Origin of the sequence: Thiohalorhabdus sp., from assembly GCF_046545655.1 — a bacterium.
Classification (GTDB): domain Bacteria; phylum Pseudomonadota; class Gammaproteobacteria; order Thiohalorhabdales; family Thiohalorhabdaceae; genus Thiohalorhabdus.
This window is the reverse complement of sequence record NZ_JBKGZG010000006.1, coordinates 1-15,972: the sequence shown is the minus strand read 5'-3', so window position 1 is coordinate 15,972 and position 15,972 is coordinate 1. Positions and strand designations below refer to the sequence as shown.

Annotated in this window: 16 protein-coding genes and 1 pseudogene; 13 read left to right on the top strand and 4 right to left on the bottom strand. The window is 72.3% G+C overall.

Translation table 11 applies throughout. The annotated features are described in order from the left end of the window. Nucleotides 1–2 precede the first annotated feature (2 nt). The 8 genes from ACLFRB_RS02525 (at nt 3) to ACLFRB_RS02490 (ending at nt 6,666) form a co-directional block, all read left to right on the top strand. Complete coding sequence (locus ACLFRB_RS02525; RefSeq protein ID WP_411067425.1) at nt 3–248, top strand: FmdB family zinc ribbon protein; 246 nt, start codon at nt 3–5, stop codon at nt 246–248. A gap of 49 nt (nt 249–297) precedes the next feature. Continuing rightward, on the top strand, nt 298–798 hold the full coding sequence (locus tag ACLFRB_RS02520) for a hypothetical protein (RefSeq protein ID WP_411067424.1): 501 nt from the start codon (nt 298–300) through the stop codon (nt 796–798). A 106-nt stretch (nt 799–904) separates the two neighbouring features. After that, nucleotides 905–3,739, top strand: a complete 2,835-nt coding sequence (locus ACLFRB_RS02515; RefSeq protein ID WP_411067423.1) for a monovalent cation/H+ antiporter subunit A — start codon at nt 905–907, stop codon at nt 3,737–3,739. Further along, entirely contained in the window at nt 3,727–4,062 is a 336-nt protein-coding gene (locus ACLFRB_RS02510) for a Na+/H+ antiporter subunit C (RefSeq protein WP_411067422.1), read from the top strand. Before ACLFRB_RS02515 ends, ACLFRB_RS02510 begins: the two co-directional genes overlap by 13 nt. After that, a complete protein-coding gene (locus ACLFRB_RS02505) occupies nt 4,059–5,570 on the top strand; it encodes a monovalent cation/H+ antiporter subunit D (protein ID WP_411067421.1) in 1,512 nt (503 codons plus the stop codon). The genes ACLFRB_RS02510 and ACLFRB_RS02505 overlap by 4 nt, the downstream gene beginning before the upstream one ends. Then, nucleotides 5,567–6,064, top strand: coding sequence for a Na+/H+ antiporter subunit E (locus ACLFRB_RS02500; protein ID WP_411067420.1), 498 nt, complete (start codon nt 5,567–5,569; stop codon nt 6,062–6,064). Before ACLFRB_RS02505 ends, ACLFRB_RS02500 begins: the two co-directional genes overlap by 4 nt. Next, nucleotides 6,061–6,333, top strand: coding sequence for a K+/H+ antiporter subunit F (locus ACLFRB_RS02495; RefSeq protein WP_054965581.1), 273 nt, complete (start codon nt 6,061–6,063; stop codon nt 6,331–6,333). The genes ACLFRB_RS02500 and ACLFRB_RS02495 overlap by 4 nt, the downstream gene beginning before the upstream one ends. Nucleotides 6,334–6,342: 9 nt before the next feature. After that, the gene (locus ACLFRB_RS02490; protein ID WP_411067419.1) at nt 6,343–6,666 is read left to right on the top strand and encodes a Na+/H+ antiporter subunit G; all 324 of its coding nucleotides are present in this window, start codon (nt 6,343–6,345) and stop codon (nt 6,664–6,666) included. A gap of 51 nt (nt 6,667–6,717) precedes the next feature. Here ACLFRB_RS02490 and ACLFRB_RS02485 read toward each other — a convergent pair whose 3' ends face one another. Next, a complete protein-coding gene (locus tag ACLFRB_RS02485; RefSeq protein ID WP_411067418.1) occupies nt 6,718–8,547 on the bottom strand; it encodes a cation:proton antiporter in 1,830 nt (609 codons plus the stop codon). A gap of 342 nt (nt 8,548–8,889) precedes the next feature. Here ACLFRB_RS02485 and ACLFRB_RS02480 point away from each other — a divergent pair, with 342 nt between their 5' ends. The 3 genes from ACLFRB_RS02480 (at nt 8,890) to ACLFRB_RS02470 (ending at nt 11,158) form a co-directional block, all read left to right on the top strand. Beyond that, a complete protein-coding gene (locus ACLFRB_RS02480) occupies nt 8,890–10,083 on the top strand; it encodes a cation:proton antiporter (protein WP_411067417.1) in 1,194 nt (397 codons plus the stop codon). 28 nt (nt 10,084–10,111) lie between these two features. After that, nucleotides 10,112–10,867 carry a sulfate transporter CysZ gene (cysZ, locus tag ACLFRB_RS02475; protein WP_411067416.1) on the top strand — a complete coding sequence of 252 codons (756 nt, stop codon included), beginning with the start codon at nt 10,112–10,114 and terminating at the stop codon, nt 10,865–10,867. Between the two features lie 81 nt (nt 10,868–10,948). Then, a complete protein-coding gene (locus ACLFRB_RS02470) occupies nt 10,949–11,158 on the top strand; it encodes a DUF2970 domain-containing protein (RefSeq protein WP_411067415.1) in 210 nt (69 codons plus the stop codon). 28 nt (nt 11,159–11,186) lie between these two features. On the opposite strand, the gene ACLFRB_RS02465 is transcribed toward ACLFRB_RS02470, so the two are convergent. The 3 genes from ACLFRB_RS02465 to metK all read right to left on the bottom strand — a co-directional run bounded on the left by ACLFRB_RS02465 (nt 11,187) and on the right by metK (nt 15,038). Beyond that, nucleotides 11,187–12,695, bottom strand: coding sequence for a glycosyltransferase family 39 protein (locus tag ACLFRB_RS02465; protein WP_411067414.1), 1,509 nt, complete (start codon nt 12,693–12,695; stop codon nt 11,187–11,189). 81 nt (nt 12,696–12,776) lie between these two features. Continuing rightward, complete coding sequence (locus ACLFRB_RS02460; protein WP_411067413.1) at nt 12,777–13,799, bottom strand: hydroxyacid dehydrogenase; 1,023 nt, start codon at nt 13,797–13,799, stop codon at nt 12,777–12,779. 90 nt (nt 13,800–13,889) lie between these two features. Then, on the bottom strand, nt 13,890–15,038 hold the full coding sequence (gene metK / locus ACLFRB_RS02455; protein ID WP_411067412.1) for a methionine adenosyltransferase: 1,149 nt from the start codon (nt 15,036–15,038) through the stop codon (nt 13,890–13,892). A 144-nt stretch (nt 15,039–15,182) separates the two neighbouring features. Between metK and lexA the strand changes: the two genes are divergently transcribed. Further along, nucleotides 15,183–15,785: a transcriptional repressor LexA gene (gene lexA, locus ACLFRB_RS02450; protein WP_411067411.1), complete on the top strand. Its 603-nt coding sequence runs from the start codon at nt 15,183–15,185 to the stop codon at nt 15,783–15,785. A gap of 10 nt (nt 15,786–15,795) precedes the next feature. Next, nucleotides 15,796–15,972, top strand: a pseudogene (locus tag ACLFRB_RS02445) (DNA polymerase IV); the annotation flags it as partial.

The following is a 15,972-nucleotide window of genomic DNA, read 5'->3' as shown; positions in this document are numbered from 1 at the left end:
CCATGCCGACCTACGAGTACGCCTGCGCGTCGTGCGGCCACCAGCTGGAGGTGAAGCAGCGCATCAGCGAGGATCCCCTCACCGAATGCCCCGAATGCAAGGAGCCCTCCCTGCGCAAGCAGCTCAACAACGCCGGCTCCTTCGTGCTCAAGGGTGGCGGGTGGTACAAGGACGGCTACTCCAGCGCCAAGGAGCGCGAGAACGCCTCCTCCTGCTCCACCGGGACCTGCCCGGCGGCCGACTCCTGACAACGGCGCCCGGGCCGGGCGTCCAACCGCCGACGGAGTAGATGGGGCCATGGTCACCGCATGGATGCGCCGGGCGTGGGACCGCCTCGCCCCGGTGCCCGACTTGCAGGCCCGGAAGCGGGCCTTCTTCGACCGCTACGCGGGGCGGACCTTGATCGTGCACGAGGGCTTTCCCGAGGGCTGGCTGGGCAAGCTGGTGCATGAGCCCGGCGGCGGCGGGCACTTCCGCATCGACGCCAGGCAGCCGGCCTTCCGGCCGGACACTCCCGCGCGGCGGCTGTATCCCGTCCAGTGGCTGGTGCGCGAGCACATCCTGCCGCTGGAGCTGCCGCGGCCGGTGCTGGTGCGGGTGGAGGGGCGCGACCACCTGCGGGTCCGCCACCTGCGCCGCCACGGCGGCGTCTGCGACCCCGCCGAGGTGGGCATGATTCTGGAGGACATGACCGAGCGCCCCCACGTCTTGCTCTACCCCGAGGAGGACGGCTTCTCCGTGGACTGGGTCCTGGACCCCGCGGACAATCTGGTGGACACACCCTACGGCCTCATCTAGCGTGGTAGACGCCTGTTCCCTGCGCCTCCGCCTCCCCCGGGCGGGGGCGTTTTAGGCTCCGGCGCCAACCCCCTGACGGCCCAAGTGGTGGTGGGAGTGCGATGGAATGAGCCTGCTCGCCGTGGTCCTTCTGCCCCTGCTGGGGGCCCTGCTGCCCATGATCGGCGGCCACCGGCGGCTGCGCGCCACCGCCGGCTGGGCGGCGGCGGTGCTGGGGGCGACCGTGGTGGCGACCCTGTCCGTCGCCGGTGCGGCCCGGGACGGCGGGGTCCTGGTGGAGCGCTGGTCCTGGCTACCCGCCGCCGGGCTCGACTTGGCCCTGCGCCTGGACGGGCTGAGCCTGCTGTTCGTCCTCCTGGTGCTGGGCATCGGGCTCCTGATCGTGCTCTACGCCTTCTACTACCTGCCCGAGCGGGCCCCCCTCCACCGCTTCTACGTCCTGTTCCTGCTCTTCGCCGCCTCCATGCTGGGGGTGGTGCTGTCGGAGAACCTGCTCCTGCTGGTGCTGTTCTGGGAGCTCACCAGCCTCAGCTCCTTCCTCCTCATCGGCTTCTGGAACCTCGACCCAAGCGCCCGCCAGTCGGCGCGCATGGCCCTGGTGGTGACGGGCGGCGGCGGGCTGGCCCTGCTGGCGGGGGTGCTGCTGCTGGGGTCGGTGGCCGGCGGCTACGACCTCACCACGGTGCTGGCGGCGGGGGAGGCGGTGCGGGCCGACCCCGCCTACCCCTGGATCCTGGGGCTGATCCTGCTGGGGGTGTTCACGAAGTCGGCCCAGTTCCCCTTCCACTTCTGGCTGCCCCGGGCCATGTCGGCGCCTACCCCGGTGAGCGCCTACCTCCACTCGGCCACCATGGTGAAGGCCGGGGTCTTCCTGCTGGCGCGGCTGTTTCCCGCCCTGGCGGGGACCGACCTGTGGTTCGTCCTGGTGACCGGGGCGGGCCTGCTGACCCTGCTGTTCGGCGCCTTCTTCGCCCTGTTCCGGCACGACCTCAAGGGCCTGTTGGCCTACTCCACCGTAAGCCACCTGGGCCTGATCACCATGCTGTTCGGGCTGGGCACGCCGCTGGGGGCGGTGGCCGGGGTCTTCCACATCATCAACCACGCCATCTTCAAGGCCTCGCTGTTCATGGCCGCGGGCATCGTCGAGCACGAGACCGGCAGCCGCGACATGCGCAAGCTCAACGGCCTGTTCGGCTACATGCCGCACACCGCCCTGCTGGCCATGGTGGCCGCCGCCGCCATGGCCGGGGTGCCCCTGCTGAACGGCTTCCTGAGCAAGGAGATGTTCTTCGCCGAGACCCTGGAGACGGGGCTGCATGCCGCCTGGGGACTGCTCCTCCCGGCGGGGGCGGTGCTGTCCGGGGTGTTCGCGCTGGCCTACTCCCTGCGCTTCATCCACGACGTGTTCTTCAACGGCGAGCCGGTGGGGCTTTCCAAGACGCCCCACGAGCCACCGCGCTACATGCGGGTGCCCATCGAGGTGCTGGTGGCCCTCTGCCTGCTGGTGGGCATCCTGCCCGGACTGACCGTGGCCCCCTGGCTGGCCATGGCCGCCGAGCAGGTGGTGCCGGGCCGGCTACCGGATTTCGACCTGGCCATCTGGCACGGTCTCACCCCGCCCTTCTTCATGAGCCTGGCGGCGCTGGTGGGCGGGGTCCTGCTCTACACGGCCCGGCAGCGGGTCTACCGCTGGCACGACCGCCTGGTCCCGCAGCTCGACATGCAGGCCTGGTTCGTGCGCGCCGAGGCCGCGGCGGTGCGGGGCGGAGGGCGCGTGACCCGTTGGCTGGAGAACGGCTCCCTGCAGCGCTACCAGCTCCTGTTCCTGCTGGCCGTGCTGGCGCTGGTGGGGGCGGGGTGGGCGGCGGCCACGCGGCCCTTTCTGGTTCCGGAAGCGGGGCCGGGCACCGGCCCCTCCGCGGTGCTGATCGCCCTGGGCCTGGCGCTGGGCGCGGGGGCCACCGTGGTCCTGCGGCGGCGACGCTTCCTGGCGGTGCTCTGGCTGGGAGTGGTGGGCCTGGGAGTGGCCCTGCTCTTCGTGCGCTTCGCCGCCCCGGACCTGGCCCTCACCATGCTCACGGTGGAGCTGGTGACCGGCGTGCTCCTGCTGCTGGCGCTGTACTTCCTGCCCCAGCGCAGCCCCGTGGACTCGACCCCGCCGCGCCGGCTGCGGGACGCGGCCGTGGCCGGGCTGGCGGGGATCGCCGTGGGCGGGCTGCTGTGGCGCGCCCTGGCTTCCGACCCGGGGCGGATCGGCCCGGAGTTTCTGGAGCGCAGCCTTCCCGATGCCGGGGGCGCCAACGTGGTCAACACCATCCTGGTGGATTTCCGGGGCTTCGATACCCTCGGCGAGATCACGGTGCTGGCCATCGCCGCGGTGGGTGTTCTCACCATGCTGCGCGGCTTCCTGATCCCGCCGGGGCCGGACCTGCGCGGCAGGCGCTGGGACCCGGACGTCCATCCCCTGGTCCTGGTGACCATCTCGCGCGGCCTCCTGCCCCTGGCGCTGGTGGTGTCGCTGTTCCTCCTGGTGCGCGGCCATCACGAGCCCGGGGGGGGCTTCGTGGCCGGCCTGGTCACGGGGATGGCCCTGATCCTGCAGTACCTGGCCAGCGGCAGCCGCTGGACGCGGGACCGCCTGCGGCTGCGCTATCGCCCCGTCCTGGCCGCCGGCCTGGGAGTGGCCACGGCCACCGGGGTGCTGGCCTGGACCTGGGGGGAGCCGTTCCTGACCGCCGCCCACGCCCACCTGCATCCGCCCCTGCTCGGCGACCTCGGCCTGACCACCACGCTGCTGTTCGACATCGGCGTGTACCTGACCGTGGTGGGGGCGGTGACCCTGATCCTGGCCGAGCTGGGCCGGCTCGGCCAGAAGCTGGAGGGTCGCTTCTTCCCCGCCCACGACCAACCGGAAGACGAGGGTAGGGAATGGCCCTGGTAGTGGCGCTGACGGTGGGCTGGCTGACGGCCTGCGGGGTCTACCTCGTGCTGCGGGCCCGGACCTTCTCGGTGATCCTGGGGATCACCCTGCTCTCCCACGCCGCCAACCTGACGCTGTTCTTCTCCGGCGGCCTCCCTCTGGAGGTGGCGCCGCCCCTGGTGGGCGGCGAGGCGGAGGCTCACGCCGATCCCCTGCCGCAGGCGCTGGTGCTCACGGCCATCGTCATCAGCTTCGCCATGACCGCCTTCGTCCTGATTCTGGCCCTGCGCAACCGGCGCGCCCTGAAGAGCGACCATGTGGATGGCCGCCGGGAGGGGGCATGAGCGAGCACCTGATCATCGCGCCGGTGGTCCTGCCTCTGGCCGTGGCCGCCCTGCAGCTGGCGTTTCGGGAGATGCGGGTCCTGCGTGGCCTCGGCATCGCCGCCACGCTCGTGCTGGTGGCGGTGTGCGCCTGGCTGCTGCAGGCCGCCGCCCAGGAACCGCAGGTGTACCAGGTGGGGGGCTGGACCCCGCCGCTGGGCATCGTCCTGGTCCTGGATCGGCTGAGCGCCTCGCTGCTGGGGGTGACGGCGGTCATCGGCCTGGGCAGCCTGATCTACGCCACGGCCGGCGCGGACACCCACAGCCGGGCCTTCCATCCGCTGTTCCAGTTCCAGCTCATGGGGCTCAACGGCGCCTTCCTCAGCGGCGATTTCTTCAATCTGTTCGTCTTCTTCGAGATCCTGCTGATCGCCTCCTACGGGCTGCTGCTCCATGGGGGCGGGGGGCGGCGGAGCAAGGCGGCCTTCCACTACGTCACCCTGAACCTGGTGGCCTCGCTGATGTTCCTGGTGGGGCTGGCGGTGCTCTACGGCGCCGTCGGGACCCTGAACATGGCCGACGTGGCAAGGAGGGTGCCGGAGCTGGCGCCGGAGGGGGCCGACCTGGCCCGGGCGGGCGGCATGGTGCTGCTCGCCGTGTTCGCCCTGAAGGCGGCGGTCTTCCCCGTCTATATGTGGCTGCCGGCCGCCTACGGGGCCGCCATGGCACCGGTGGCGGCCCTGTTCGCGGTGATGACCAAGGTGGGCATCTACGCCATCCTCCGCCTGGACAGCCTCCTGTTCGGCTCGCTGGAGGGCCCCGGCCTGGAGACCATGCTCCTGTACGCCGGCCTGGCCACCCTGTTGGTGGGGGCGCTCGGCACCCTGGGCGCCGCCCGCCTCAACACCATGGTGGGCTACCTGATGCTGGTCTCCATCGGCACCCTGCTGCTGGGCTTCGGCGGCCGGGAAGGGCAGGGCACGGGGCCCGCCCTGTACTACCTGTTCCACACCACCCTGCTCAGCGCGGGGCTGTTCCTGCTGGTGGGGGTGATCGCCCGGCAGCGCGCCCCGCTGGGGGACCGCCTGCAGGCGGGGGCCGCCCTGGCCCAGCCCACCGCCCTGGGTCTGCTGTTCTTCGTGGCGGCCATCGGGGTGGCCGGGCTGCCGCCCTTCAGCGGATTCCTCGGCAAGCTGCTGATCCTGCAAGCCTTCGTCGAGCAGCCGCACATGGTCGCGGTCTTCGTCGGAGTGCTGGTGGGCGGCCTGCTGGTTATCGTGCCCCTGGCGCGAGCCGGCTCCACGCTGTTCTGGAAGCAGGGGCTGGATCCCGGCCCGGTGCGGGCGGCGGGCCCGCGCTCTCTGGGGCCCACCGTGGCCCTGGTCTTCACCACTTTGATCCTGGCCCTGGCGGCCGGCCCGACGGCCCAATGGGCGGAGCGGGCGGCGGAGGATCTCCGCCAGCCCGCCGCCTACGTGGGGGCAGTGCTGGGCGAGGAGAACGCTACCGTGGAGGGGAGCCGGCCGTGAGCGTGGTGGAGCGTCTGCTGCCCCGGCCCTGGCTGGTGCTGGTGCTGGCCGGGTTCTGGGTCCTGCTGCACAATCACCTGAGCCTCGGGGTGGTGGCGGCGGGACTGGTGGTGGGCTGGCTGGTGGCCCTGTTCACGGATGGCTTCTGGTCCCGGCCCGCCGCCTACCCGCGCCGTCCCCTGCTGGTGGCGCGGCTGCTGGGGCGCCTGCTGACGGACATCGTGGTGGCCAACCTGTCGGTGGCGGCGCTGATCCTGCGCTTCGGCCGGCGGCCGCGCTCCGCCTTCGTCGCCTACCCCCTGCGGGTGCGCGGGGAGGTGCCGGTGACGGTCCTCTCCAGCCTCCTGTCCCTGACCCCCGGTACCGTGACCGTGGACGTGGATCGCGCCGGGGGCCGCCTGTGGATCCACTGCCTGGACCTGGAGGACGAGGCGGCCCTCGTCGAACGCATCCGGCAACGGTACGAGACGCTGATCGAGGAGATCTTCCCATGATCCTGGTGTATGCCGGCTGGACGGCGGCGGCCCTCATGGTGGTGGCCATGGTCCTGAGCCTGTGGCGGATCCTGCGGGGGCCTACCCTGCCGGACCGCATCCTGGGGCTGGACACCATGTTCATCAACACCATCTCCCTGCTTATCCTGCTGGGCGTCCTGCGCGGCGGGACGGCCTTCTTCGAGGCCTCCCTGCTGATCGCCCTGCTGGGCTTCGTGACCACCATCTCCTTCAGCAAGTACCTGCTGCGCGGCGACATCATCGAATAGGAGGGGCTAATGGTCATCGAGCTCATCGTGGCGGCCTTTCTGCTGATCGGGGCGGGCTTCGCCTTCATCGGCTCCCTGGGACTGGCCCGGCTTCCCGACTTCTACGCCCGCCTCCACGGCCCCACCAAGGCCACCACCCTGGGGGTGGGCGGCATGCTCATCGCCTCCATGGTCCACTTCAGCGCCGCTTCCGGGTGGAGCCTCCACGAGCTGCTGGTGATCCTGTTCCTGTTCCTGACCGCGCCGGTGAGCGCCCACCTCATGGCCAAGGCGGCACTCCACCTGGAGGGGCGGAGCCCCGGGGCGGGGGAGGGGAAAGGGCGCGAACGGTAGAACGCCCCCCGCGCGGCGGGGGGCGTTGCCCGACGGCGGCCGCCTGCCGTCCTACTGGGCGCCCAGGGCCGCCTGCTCCGGGGTTTCCTCCTCCTCGGGAGCCGGGATGTAGCAGAACACCCGGTCGCCCAGGCGGGGCTCGCCGGTCCAGCCGGGCGAGTGCAGGGTCAGGTCGCCGTTGCGCCGCAGGATGAGGAGCGTCTCGCTTCCCTCCGGACACTGCGGGCCGGAGCGGGTGCCGGTGACGTGGAGCTCGTCGAAGTGCCAGCCCAGGTAGTAGCGCCGCGTCATCTCGTCGTAGGTGGCGTCGTCGCTGAAGGCGGTCCGGCCGCGCACCTCGTGGCTGAACTCCGGGGTCTCCTCCTCGGTGCCCTTGCCCGCGGGCAGCTGGAAGACGTGGTTGCGGCCCAGCTCGTGGGCGAAGCGGGTGCAGACCAGGGCGTTGTAGGCGGAGTTGTCCGTGGCCGCCAGCAGGTTGCCGATCCCGGCCAAATCCAGCTGCTGCCGGCCGAGGTCGGACAGGACCTCGCCCACGTGGGTGGGGACGCCCACCGCGTCCGCGGCGCTCAGGCGATGGGACGAGGGGTCCGCCAGGATCACCCGCACCCCCTCCTCGTGCAGCCGCTGGGCCAGCTGGATGGACCAGGGACTGGCCCCCACCAGCAGCAGGCCATTGGGACTGCCCGCGGTCAGTCCCAGGCGGTTGGCCAGCGGCCGGATGGTGAGGCCGTGGAGGAGGACGGTGGTGAGGATGATGGCGAACACCAGGGGGAAGATCAGATCCGCGTGCTGGTAGCCCGCGTGGGAGAGGCTTTCGCCCAGGATCCCGGCCATGGCCGCCGCCACCACGCCGCGCGGGGCGACCCAGGCGAGGAGGACGCGCTCGCCGCCGCGGATGCTCGAGCCCACGGTGGACAGCAGCACGGCCAGGGGCCGCACCACGAACAGCATGGCGGCGACGAAGGCCAGGGCGCGCCAGTCCAGCCGGGCCAGGGTATCGGGGTCGATGTCGGCGGTGAGGAGCACGAACAGCAGCGTCACCAGGAAGACGACGATGTTTTCCTTGAAGCGCCGCAGGTCGAGGGCATCGGCCAGTTCCATGTTGCCCATGACCAGCCCCATGGCGGTGGCGGCCAGGAGGCCGGCCTCGTGCAGCAGGGTATTGGCCACCACGTAGACCAGCATGACAAAGGCCAGCAGGCCCGGGGCCTTGAGGAACTCCGGTACCAGGCCGGTGCGGAACAGCCGGCCCAGCGCCAGGCCCGCCCCGCCCCCCAGCACGGAGGCGAAGACCAGCGCCCCCAGGAGCTGGATGGACAGCTCCCAGATGGTGCCCTCCCCGCTGCCAGTGCCCAGGCCCAGGGCGTACTCGAAGCTGAGAATGGCCAGCAGGGCGCCCAGGGGGTCGTTGATGATGCCCTCCCATTTCACCAGGGAGGCGGGTCGCGGTTGCAGCTTGGCGTGGCGCAGCAGCGGCCCGACCACCGTGGGGCCGGTGACCACCAGGATGGCGCCGATGGTGATGGCCAGGGGCCAAGCCAGCCCGGCGATGTAGTGGGCGGCGAGGGAGCCCAGGATCCAGGCCAGCACCACCCCCACGGAGATGAGGCGGATCACCCCCCGGGTAACGCCCTCGATCTCCTTGCGCTTGAGGCTGAACCCGCCCTCGAAGAGGATGATGGCCACCGCGAGGCCCACCAGCGTGTGGTAGAGGGGCCCGAAGTCGGAGGTGGGGTTCAGGACGCCCAGCCCCGGGCCGAGCAGGAGCCCGCAGGCCGCCAGCAAGACGATGGCCGGGAAGCCGAAGCGCCAGGCAACCCACTGGGCGAAGATGCCGAGGACCACGGCCAGGGTGATGCCAACTTCTAGGGTTTGGACCATGTCCGCTTCCTTGGATGAGGGGCGAAACGTGGGTGGTGGGCGGTGTCCCGGGCGGCGGCACTGGCCGGCCCCCGGGCGTTCGCCAGCCGTGGCGCGGAGGTCCCCCACGGAGGGCCTCGGAAAAAGAACGGGGACTATAACAAGCCCGAGGTCCTTACGGCACCGGGTAATCCCTTAGGAATGCGTATGGGGTGTACCATCGCCCCGAGCGCCGGGAATGGGCGGTTACGGCCACTCGGATTTCGGCTGCCGCAGTTTTCCCGGAGCTCCCCGGCTCCCGGGCCGGGGCGAGGGCCCCTGGGATAGGGGGAACCGCTGGTCTTCGAGGTCCGGAGGCACGTAATGGAAAGCCCCGGTCTGGTAATCACTACCCTCGGCGCCCTCCTGCTGCTGGGGCTGTGCGGGGACCTACTCGCGCGCTGGCTGCCCCTGCCGCGCGTGACCCTACTGGTGGTCTTCGGGGTCGCCATCGGCCCGGCGGGCCTGTCGTTGCTGCCGGAGGCTGCCGAGACGTGGTATCCCTTCGTCAGCGACCTGGCCCTGCTCATGGTGGGGTTCCTCCTGGGCGGCAAGCTGTCCCTGGCCAATCTGCGGGAAGTGGGTCGCCCGGTGCTGGCGATCTCCCTGTTCGAGGTCGTGGGGGCCTCCCTCCTGGTCCTGTTCGCCCTGCTCCTGGTGGGCGCCCCCTTGCCGCTGGCCCTGGTGCTGGCCGGGGTCGCCCCGGCCTCGGCGCCGGCGGCGGTGAGCAACGTGGTGGAGGAGCTGGAGGCCCGGGGCCGGTTCTCCGATACCCTGCTGGGGATCGTGGCCATCGACGACGCCTGGGGCCTGATCCTGTTCTCCCTGCTGCTGGCCGTGGCCCAGTCCGTCGCGGCGGGAGGCGGGGTGCCGGCGGTGGAGGTGGCCTGGCGTGGGCTCCGGGAGGTGGGGGGCGCCCTGCTGCTGGGTCTGTTGGTGGGCATCCCCGCCGCCTACCTCACGGGGCGGCTGAGTCCCGGACGCCCCACCCAGGCGGAGGCGCTCGGCGTCGTGCTGCTGGCCGGCGGAATGGCCCTGTGGCTGGAGGTCTCCTTCCTGCTCACGGCCCTGGTGGTCGGGGCCACCATCGTCAACCTGGCCTCCCATCACGACCGGCCGTTCGCGGAGATCGAGCACATCGAATGGCCCTTCATGATCCTGTTCTTCCTGCTGGCCGGGGCCTCCCTGCAGCTGGGCGAGCTGGCCCACATCGGCCTGGCGGGCCTGGCCTACATCGGCGGGCGGGTCCTGGGCTTGCTCGGGGGCGCCTATCTGGGGGGAAGCCTGGCCGGCGCCGCGCCCCCCATCCGGCGCTGGATGGGCCCGGCCATCATGCCGCAGGCCGGGGTGGCTCTGGGCATGGCCCTGGTGGCCGGCAACGCCTTTCCCCAGCTGCGGGAGGCCATCCTGCCCCTGGTGATCGGCTCCACGGTGGTCTTCGAGCTGGCCGGGCCGGTTTTGACGCGCCTGGCCCTGATCCGCGCCGGGGAAGCGGGGGCCGGGGAGGGCAACGGGTGAGGGTTTGGGTACACCAACGGGAGGCAGCATGATTCGCGATTTCTTCGCGGGAATGGGCTACCTGTGGGGCGGCTTCCGCACCATCGCCCGCCCCGGCATGCGCCGCTACGCGGCGGCCCCGGTCCTGGTCAGCCTGGTGGTCTTCGTGGCCCTGGCCGCGCTGCTCGGCTGGGGCTTCGATGCCTGGATGGCAGCCCTCCTGCCGGGTGGCTGGGACTGGCTGGAGTGGCTGCTGTGGCCACTGTTCGCCCTCGGGATCCTGCTTGTGTGGGTGTTCACCTACGTCCACCTCACCAACCTCATCGGCGCTCCCTTCAACGACCTGCTCGCCGAGCGGGTGCTGGTGGAGTCGGGCGGGGCGCCCCCACCGGAGGGGGGCTGGTCCCAGATCCTGCGCGAGGGGGTCCGGGCCGTAGGCAACACCGTGGCCGTGCTGGTCTACTCCCTGCGCTGGGCGGTGCCCCTCCTGCTGCTCACCTTCATCCCGGGCCTGAACGTGGCGGCGCCCGTGCTCTGGCTGGTCTTCAACGCCTGGCTCCTGGCCCTGGAGTACGCCGACTACCCCCTGGCGGCGCGCGGGTTGGCCTTCCGCGAGCAGCGGGCGGTGGTGGCCGGGGAGCGCCCCGCCGCCCTCGGCTTCGGGCTGGCGGCCCTCCTGGTCACCAGCATCCCCGTGGTCAATCTGGTGGCCATGCCCGCCGCGGTGGCCGGGGCCACCCGGCTGTTTGCCGAGCGCGGCGGGTCCATCGCTCCGCGGGCCGAGGCCCCTCAGGGGGCGGGCTGAATGGCCTTGCGCTGTCCGGGGGCAGGGGGGTAGAAACGGAAGAGGCCTACCACCGTTCGAGCCCAGCGAAGGGGAATTCCCATGGAGGAAAGCCGGAAGCGACCCAGCCTCCCCCAGGTGATCGGCAGCGTCCTGGCTGCCATGTTCGGCGTCCAGAGCCGGCGCAACCAGGAACGGGATTTCGGCAGCGGCCGGGCCGCGCCCTACATCGTGGCGGGGCTGGTGATGACCCTGCTGTTCGTGCTGGTGATCTGGTCCGTGGTGCAGCTGGTGCTGGGGCTGGCCGCCTGAGGGCGGCGGCAGGCCCCGGGGCCGGTTCCTAGGAGCCGGCCTCGTAGCCGCGGAACCCCTGCAGGATCCAGAAGTAGTAGCCCTCCCGCTCCTCGGCGCTGCGGCGCACGTGGGCCAGGCCCGCGGGCCCGGTCTCCTCGAAATAGGGCGCCAGCCGTTCCCCCGCCCGTTCGTCCTCCGTCACCAGCAGGAAGTCCTCGCCCCGGCGTCCGCGGATGTCGGCGGTGAGGGCGTAGTGGTCCTTGATGGGGCCCCGGGGGTTCCAGTAGCCGTAGCCCTCCGGCCGGGGCCGCAGGTGGAACAGCAGCTCGGCCAGGACGAAGCGGTTGTCGGCCAGCAGGCGGGCCTCGGGATGGCGCTGGCGGGCGCCCTCCACCGCCGTTGCCAGCTCGTCCCAGCCGCGGATGCGGGCCCGCGGGTCGAGGGGCTCGGGGACCTCCTCCACCCCCATGGCCCGGGCCGCGTCCTGGTAGTGGTACAGGACCCCGCCCAGGGCGAGGTTCACCGCCAGCCCCGCCGCCAGCAGGCGCCGGTGCTGGCCCCGGACCAGCCAGCCCACCACCAGGACCGTGGCCGACAGGTAGGCCGGGGCCGCCCAGTTGGCGTTGGCCTTGGCGAGGAAGGCCTGCAGGGCGATCGCCGCCAGCAGCGGCACGGCGAAGGCCAGCAGCATCCGCTCCGGCTCCCGGCGGTAGCCTCCGCCCCGGCCCGCGACGAGCGCCACCAGCACCCCCAGGAGCACGGGCCCGAAGACCCCGAACTGGCCGCCGACGAAGGCGGCCAGCTCCTCGGGGTGGAACAGGGGGGCGTCCAGGCGGGAGATCTCGCCGGTGTGGACGAAGGAGATGAAGCCGTGGCGGGCGTTCCAGAGCAGGTTGGGCAGGAACAGCAACAGGCCCGCGCCCAGGGCCAGGTAGGGGCCGGGCCGGGCCAGGCGGCCGCGCAGTCCGGGCACCGCCAGGAGGTAGAGGAAGGCGCTGCCGGCGAAGGCGGCCATGGTGTACTTGCTGAGCAGCCCCAGCCCCAGGGCCGCCCCCGCGCCGAGCCAGTTCCGATGGGCGTCCGTCTCCAGGGCGCGCAGGAAGAACCACAGGCCCAGGGCCCAGAAGAACAGCAGGGGGACGTCGGTGTTGATGACCATGGAGCCGAAGGAGACCCCCGGCAGGGTGGCGAAGGCCACCCCGGCGAGCAGGCCCGCCACGGGCCCGTAGAGCCGGTTGGCGAGGGCGAACACCACCAGGGACGTGGCGGGGTAGAGCAGCAGCGAGCCCGCCTTCACGCCCAGAGCGGTGTCCCCCACCACCGCCGTGGTGGCCTGGATGAGCCAGGCCACCATGGGCGGCTTGGAGTAGTAGCCCCAGTCCGGCTCCCGGGACCAGGTGTAGTAGTAGGCCTCGTCGCCGTACAGGCCCAGGTCCAGGCCGAGCAGGACCAGGAGGCGGTAGGCGGTGAGGCCGGTGAGGACGAGGAGCAGCAGCCCCAGGGAGACGGGCGTGGTCAGCGCCGGGGCGGAGCGGGATGCGGTTGAAGCTTCCATGTCCCCTGCGTACCAGGGCCTGCCGCCTCCGCCAATTAGGAGCTTCCCCGTAGGTGTCCGCGCTGTCCGGGGGCGCTCCGCTCATCCCTCCGAGCGCGGCTCGGCCACCACGCTCCGCGGCTGGTCCCGGGCGAAGCCGCGCAGGTTGGCCACGGTCACGTCGAGGATGCGCTGCAGGGCCTCGCGGGTGTTGAAGGCGGAATGGGGGGTGATGAAGACATTGCGCATCCGCAGCAGGACGTGGTCGGCCAGCAGGGTGCGGTAGTCGTACTCCTGCTGGAACAGGGTGCGCAGGACCTCCAGCTCCTCCCGGACCACCGGCTCCTCGGGGAGCACATCCAGGCCCGCGGCGCGCACCTTGCCCGTCGCGAGGGCCCGCAGCAGGGCGTGGACGTCCACCAGACTGCCCCGGGCCGTGTTGATCAGCACCACGCCCTCCCGCATCCGGCCGAACGCCGCCTCGTCGATCATCCCCCGGGTTTCCGGCGTCTCCGGGACGTGCAGGCTGATCACGTCGGCCTGCCGCAGGAGGGTGTCGAGGTCGCAGTAGTGGAAATCCAGGCGCTCCGCGGCCGCCGCGTCGGGGTATTTGTCGTGGGCCAGGCGCTCCATGCCGAAGCCGCGGGCGATCTCCAGGACGTGCCGGCCGATGGCGCCCGTGCCGATGACGCCCAGGGTGCGTCCGCGGAGATCGAAGCCCTCCAGGCCCTGGGGCGAGAAGTCGCCGCGGCGGGTGCGGTCGATGGCCTCGGTGAGGTTGTGGCCGATGGTCAGCAGCAGACCGAAGACGTGCTCGGCCACGGTGTTCTCGCCGTAGCTGGGCACGTTGCAGACGGTGATCCCGCGCGCGCGACAGGCCGGCAGGTCGATGTGGTCGTAGCCGGTGGAACGGGTGGCCACCAGGCGCAATCGGGGCAGGGCGTCGAGGACGCCGGCGTCCACCGTCGAGTAGATGAAGATGCAGACGGCCTCCGCGTCCGCGAAGTCGGCGGCGTTGGCCGCTTCCAGGGGCTCTTTGTGGTAGGTGATCCGGTGGCCCTCCGCCTCCAGGTCGGCGAAGGCCGTCCTCTCCCAGGATTCCGCCTCGAGCACCGCGATGCGCATGGCCCCTCCCCCGTACCGGATGGTTACCGGTGAACCGTAACGCGGCGGGGTCCCGCGGAAAATTAGGGAAACGGCGGGTCCGCCCGGGCCTCAGGCCAGGGCCGCCCGCAGGTCCTCCGTCCGGTCGGTGCGCTCCCAGGGGAAGGCCGGCTCGTCGCGTCCGAAGTGCCCGAAGCGGGCGGTGTCCGTGTAGAGGGGCCGGCGCAGGTCGAGGGCGTCGATGCAGCCGCGCGGGGTGAAGTCGAAGACCTCCCGGAGGACCGCCTCCAGACGCCGGTCGTCCGCGACCCCCGTGCCGAGGGTGTCCACCGCCACCATAACGGGCTCGGCCACGCCGATGGCGTAAGCCAGGCGCACCTCGGCCCGGCGGGCGAGGCCGGCGGCCACCACGTTCTTGGCGGCGTAGCGGGCCATGTAGGCGGCGGCGCGGTCCACCTTGGTGGGGTCCTTGCCGGAGAAGCCGCCGCCGCCGTGGGGGCGCTGCGGCCCGTAGGCGTCCTGGACGATCTTGCGGCCGGTGACGCCGGCGTCCCCCTTGGGCCCGCCCACCACGAAGCGGCCCGTGGGGTTGATGAGGAGGTCTCCGGCGGCCGGCAGCCAGCCCTCCGGCAGGGCGGGGCGCAGCAGCTCCTCCACCACCGCCTCCCGCTCGGAGGCGGGATCGGCCTCCGGTGCGTGCTGCAGGGAGACCACGAGCTTGTCCAGGCCCACGGGCCGGCCGTCGCGGTAGCGCACCGAGAGCTGGCACTTGCCGTCGGGGCGCAGCCAGGGCAGGCGGCCCGCGTCCAGCGCCTCCGCCTGGCGGGCCATGAGGCGGTGGGCGTAATGCTGGGGGGCGGGCATCAGGGCCGCGGTCTCGTCGCAGGCGTAGCCCACCATGATCCCCTGGTCCCCGGCGCCGAGCGCGCCGCCCTCCCGGTCCACCCCGCGGGCGATGTCCGGGCTCTGGGCCTCGATGGCGTCCACCACGCCCGCGGCCTCGGCGCTGAAGCCCAGGCCCTCGCGGTGGTAGCCGATCTCGTCGAGGATCTCCCGCGTCCAGGCGGAGAGCTCGGTGCGGGCGTCGGCGGTCACCTCGCCGAGCAGCACCACCAGCCCCGTCTTCACCGCCGCCTCCACCGCCACCCGGGCCCCGGGGTCCCGCTCCAGCAGGCGGTCGAGGATCCGGTCGGAGATCTGGTCGCAGACCTTGTCGGGGTGGCCCCGGGCCACCGACTCGGCGGTATGGATGGTCTCCATGGCGCCCTCCGGGAGGATAGAGCCCTTCAGGGTAGGGCCGGCCGGGGGGCGTGTCCATTGGCGGCCCGCCGCGCCCTTGCCGTTCGCCTCCTGTTTGCCTATATTGAGAACACATAGAGAACGAACGGAACGGGAGCGCCGGCCATGACGCCACGCCAGCGGGAGATCCTCGAGCTGATCCGCGCCGCCGTCGCCCGCGACGGGGTGGCGCCCACCCTGGAGGAGTTGGCCCGGGACGCGGGGCTGGCCTCCAAGGCCACGGTGCACAAGCACCTCGCCGCCCTGGAGGCGGCGGGGGCGATCCGTACCCGGCCCGGCCGGGCGCGCGGCCTGGAGCTGGTGGACGGAGCGCCCCCCGGCCTGGCCACCGTGCCGCTGCTGGGGCGGGTGGCCGCGGGGCGGCCCATCGACGCCGTGGAGGACCCGGAGGCCATCCAGATCCCCGAGGCCTTCCTCGGCAGCGGCGAGACCTACGCCCTCGAGGTGCGGGGCGACTCCATGGCCGAGGACGGCATCCTCGACGGCGACTGGGTGATCGTGGAGCGCCGCGACACCGCCGAGGACGGCGAGGTGGTGGTGGCCCTGGTGGACGGCGCGGAGGCCACCCTCAAGCGCATCCACCACCGCGGCGCCACCGTGGTGCTGGAGCCCGCCAACGCCGCCTACGCGCCCCTGGAGTACGCCGCCGAGCGGGTGCGCGTGCGGGGCGTGGTCATCGGCCAGATGCGCTCCTACCGCAAGCGTTGAGGAGATCGCCGTGACCGCCGCCCGCGACATCGCCGCCCTGGTGCTGCCCGATCTGCCCGTGGCCCTGGCGCGCCGCGCCGACCCCGCCCTGCGCGGTCGGCCGGTGGCCGTGGCGCGCGGCGCCACGGTGGTGGCGGCCTCGGCGGAGGCCCGGGAGGCGGGGGTGGGCCCCGGCACCCCCGCGGGG

Excerpts from the sequence above, each read along its gene's own strand:
- ACLFRB_RS02525 (WP_411067425.1), top strand. The coding sequence starts at position 3 with ATGCCGACCTACGAGTACGCCTGCGCGTCGTGCGGCCACCAGCTGGAG.
- lexA (WP_411067411.1), top strand. The coding sequence starts at position 15,183 with ATGACGCCACGCCAGCGGGAGATCCTCGAGCTGATCCGCGCCGCCGTC.
- ACLFRB_RS02470 (WP_411067415.1), top strand. The coding sequence starts at position 10,949 with ATGGAGGAAAGCCGGAAGCGACCCAGCCTCCCCCAGGTGATCGGCAGC.
- ACLFRB_RS02515 (WP_411067423.1), top strand. The coding sequence starts at position 905 with ATGAGCCTGCTCGCCGTGGTCCTTCTGCCCCTGCTGGGGGCCCTGCTG.
- ACLFRB_RS02490 (WP_411067419.1), top strand. The coding sequence starts at position 6,343 with ATGGTCATCGAGCTCATCGTGGCGGCCTTTCTGCTGATCGGGGCGGGC.
- ACLFRB_RS02510 (WP_411067422.1), top strand. The coding sequence starts at position 3,727 with ATGGCCCTGGTAGTGGCGCTGACGGTGGGCTGGCTGACGGCCTGCGGG.
- ACLFRB_RS02495 (WP_054965581.1), top strand. The coding sequence starts at position 6,061 with ATGATCCTGGTGTATGCCGGCTGGACGGCGGCGGCCCTCATGGTGGTG.
- ACLFRB_RS02460 (WP_411067413.1), bottom strand. The coding sequence starts at position 13,799 with ATGCGCATCGCGGTGCTCGAGGCGGAATCCTGGGAGAGGACGGCCTTC.
- ACLFRB_RS02505 (WP_411067421.1), top strand. The coding sequence starts at position 4,059 with ATGAGCGAGCACCTGATCATCGCGCCGGTGGTCCTGCCTCTGGCCGTG.
- metK (WP_411067412.1), bottom strand. The coding sequence starts at position 15,038 with ATGGAGACCATCCATACCGCCGAGTCGGTGGCCCGGGGCCACCCCGAC.
- ACLFRB_RS02480 (WP_411067417.1), top strand. The coding sequence starts at position 8,890 with ATGGAAAGCCCCGGTCTGGTAATCACTACCCTCGGCGCCCTCCTGCTG.
- ACLFRB_RS02465 (WP_411067414.1), bottom strand. The coding sequence starts at position 12,695 with ATGGAAGCTTCAACCGCATCCCGCTCCGCCCCGGCGCTGACCACGCCC.
- cysZ (WP_411067416.1), top strand. The coding sequence starts at position 10,112 with ATGATTCGCGATTTCTTCGCGGGAATGGGCTACCTGTGGGGCGGCTTC.
- ACLFRB_RS02485 (WP_411067418.1), bottom strand. The coding sequence starts at position 8,547 with ATGGTCCAAACCCTAGAAGTTGGCATCACCCTGGCCGTGGTCCTCGGC.
- ACLFRB_RS02520 (WP_411067424.1), top strand. The coding sequence starts at position 298 with ATGGTCACCGCATGGATGCGCCGGGCGTGGGACCGCCTCGCCCCGGTG.